Consider the following 2,717-nt stretch of genomic DNA (forward strand, 5'->3'; position numbering starts at 1 on the left):
GGCAATTCCAGCCGTTCGCACCGCCCGCAGCCCGATGACCTGCACCTTCAGCCCGCAAGAGCCTCCAAGACCCTCGAATTACGTCGAACCCGGGTCAGCGCCTCCTGGACGATCCGGTACGCGGCTGTCTCCAGCCCAGCGGGCAGTGGTCTGGCTTGCCCCGTGACGGCAAGACCGATCCGCAGACCGGGGCGCCGGGTCCGTTCGGCGAGGCGGACCAGGTCGGCGAGTCGAGGTGCGGGGGCGAGGGCCGCGTCGTCGGTGCCGTCCCGGTCGTCCGTGTCCTCGTGCAGCACGCCGAGCATGCGCCGCAGTTCGACGAGGGTCTCCCGCCCGGTGGTCTCGATCGCCTCCAGCGCGCTGCGTGCGTCGTCGGGACGATCGTCGAGCACCAGGCGGCCGTAGCCCGCCTGGACGGAGATCACGCTCATCGAGTGGGCGATGCCGTCGTGCAGTTCGCGGGCGATGCGCAGCCGTTCCGCCGCCGCCTCGCGATCGGCGCGGTCCTGTTGCTGTCGTAGCAGCGCGTGCAGATACCGGCGCCGCTGGCCGACCGCGAAGCCCACGGCCCAGGCGACGGCGAAGAGCAGCGCGAACGGCACCACAGCCCCGGTGTGTTCGAACCTGGGAAGGGCGGTGGCGACCGCGACCGCCAGAGCTGTGGCGAGGGTGACCGCGGCGGTGCGGGCCGGACGCAGCGAGGTGACGCAGAAGAGCGCGAAGGCGAGCGGCACTCCGCCCCAGAAGATCGCCTGCGCATGCCAGGGCGCCAGGCCGCACACGGCCAGCGACAGTACGGCAAGGCCCTCGGGCCAGTAGGACCGCCACGGCCCCGTGACTACACGCGACTTCCCTTCCACGATCGGAGCGTATGCGTCGTGCGGCCCTGCCCACATCGTCCGTGCGTCCTATGCCGTACGGCAGACCCGGGCCGGGAAGAACCTGCCCGCAGGCAGATGAAGCGCCTTTGCCGTCCCGGCATCGTCAGGGACATGATTCGTTGCGAGCACCTGACCAAACGCTTCGGCCGCAAGGCAGCCGTCGACGACCTCACCTTCGAGGTCCAGCCGGACCGTGTGACCGGCTTCCTCGGCCCCAACGGCGCGGGGAAGTCGACCACCATCCGGGCCGTCCTCGGCCTGGACACCCCGGACGCCGGCCGCGCCCTGATAAACGGCGCGCCCTACCGCCTGGCCGAACAGCCGCTGCGCCGCGTGGGCGCGCTCCTCGACGCCGCGGCCGTCCACCGGGGCCGCACGGCGCGGGCGCATCTGGCGGCGCTCGCCGCCACCAACCACATCCGGCGCGGCCGAATCGACGAGGTACTCGCCCTCACCGGCCTCACCGACGTCGCTCACCGCAGGATCGGCACCTACTCCCTCGGCATGAAGCAGCGCCTGGGCATCGCCGCCGCTCTGCTCGGCGACCCACCGGTGCTCATCTTCGACGAACCGGCCAACGGCCTGGACCCGGAAGGCATCAGGTGGATCCGGACCCTCATGCGATCGCTGGCCGCCGAAGGACGCACCGTCCTTGTCTCCAGCCACCTGATGAGCGAGATGGCCCTCACCGTCGACCACCTCCTCGTCATCGGACGGGGACGTCTGCTCGCCGACGTCCCGATCAGCGACTTCGTTCCGGCCGGCGCCTCGCTGGAGGACGCCTACCTCGACCTCACCGAATCCGCCGTGGAATACCGGACCGAGGGGACGGAACTCTGATGCCCACCGCACTGACAGGCGCCATGGCCGGCGAGGTCATCAAACTGCGCTCCCTCCGCTCGACCTGGATCACCGCCCTTGTCGCCGTGGCATTCGGCCTGGCCCTGAGCCTCATGGACGTCGCGCACATCTCCGACGCCTGGCCGCACATGAGGGCCACCGATCGGGCCCAGTTCGACCCGGTGGGCGACTCGCTCTCCGGCTTCTCCTTCGCCGTCCTCGCCTTCGGTGTCCTCGGCGTGCTGGCCGTCAGCAGCGAGTACACCACCGGACTGATCCGCTCGACGCTGACCGCGACACCCCGGCGCGCGCTCGCCTACACCGCCAAGACCCTCGTCACCGGCGGATTCGCCCTGCTACTGGGCGAACTGACCGCGTTCGCCGGCTTCTTCATCGGACAGATGGTCCTGGCCAGGCAGCACCTGGACGTGGGCCTGGGCACGCCAGGCGTGCTGCGCGCCGTGTCCAGCGCCGGGCTGTACCTGTTCGTCGTCACCGTCGTGGGGTACGGCCTCGGGGCCGTCATCCGGCACACCGCCGGAGCCATCGCCGCACTTTTCGCCCTGGTCTACCTCGGCTACGGCGCGGCCAAAGCCGTCGAAGGCTGGTCCTCCCTGCCCAGCAAGCTCATGCTCAGCAACGCGGCGGACACCCTCGGCCAACTCCACCCACACCCCCTCCACCCGGAACGCACCCCCTCCCTCTCCTTCGCCCTCTTCGACCTCGTCCTCTACCTCACGCTCGCCCTCGCATGCGGGGCCTGGCGCTTCACCCGCGACGCCTCGTAGACCCTCTGTTCCGCCGCCTGGGCACCAAGGCGGCGAGCGCGGTGTCCATCTCCTCCAGCGAAGTGGCCGCCCGCCCGGACGGCACGTGTTCGCCTTCGTCCAGCAGAACCGTCGGGGAGTGTAGATCTAACGGCGGATCCGACGATCATGGGAGTGACGCCAAGTGACTGATACCGCCGTGGAGTTGGAGAGCGTGGAGCCTGTCGAG

General features: G+C 70.3%; 3 protein-coding genes. 2 read left to right on the forward strand and 1 reads right to left on the reverse strand.

Features of this window, described 5'->3' with window-relative positions; genetic code table 11:
- Positions 1–47 precede the first annotated feature (47 nt).
- Positions 48–860 (reverse strand): sensor histidine kinase, encoded by an 813-nt coding sequence (locus ACWCQ1_RS51905; RefSeq protein ID WP_451030110.1) that lies wholly within the window; start codon positions 858–860, stop codon positions 48–50.
- Between the two features lie 132 nt (positions 861–992).
- Here ACWCQ1_RS51905 and ACWCQ1_RS51910 point away from each other — a divergent pair, with 132 nt between their 5' ends.
- Both ACWCQ1_RS51910 and ACWCQ1_RS51915 read left to right on the forward strand, forming a co-directional pair.
- A complete protein-coding gene (locus tag ACWCQ1_RS51910) occupies positions 993–1,721 on the forward strand; it encodes an ABC transporter ATP-binding protein (protein ID WP_358599632.1) in 729 nt (242 codons plus the stop codon).
- Positions 1,721–2,509 (forward strand): hypothetical protein, encoded by a 789-nt coding sequence (locus tag ACWCQ1_RS51915; protein WP_358599635.1) that lies wholly within the window; start codon positions 1,721–1,723, stop codon positions 2,507–2,509. Before ACWCQ1_RS51910 ends, ACWCQ1_RS51915 begins: the two co-directional genes overlap by 1 nt.
- Positions 2,510–2,717: the final 208 nt, after the last annotated feature.

The organism is Streptomyces sp. NPDC002144 (assembly GCF_053593695.1).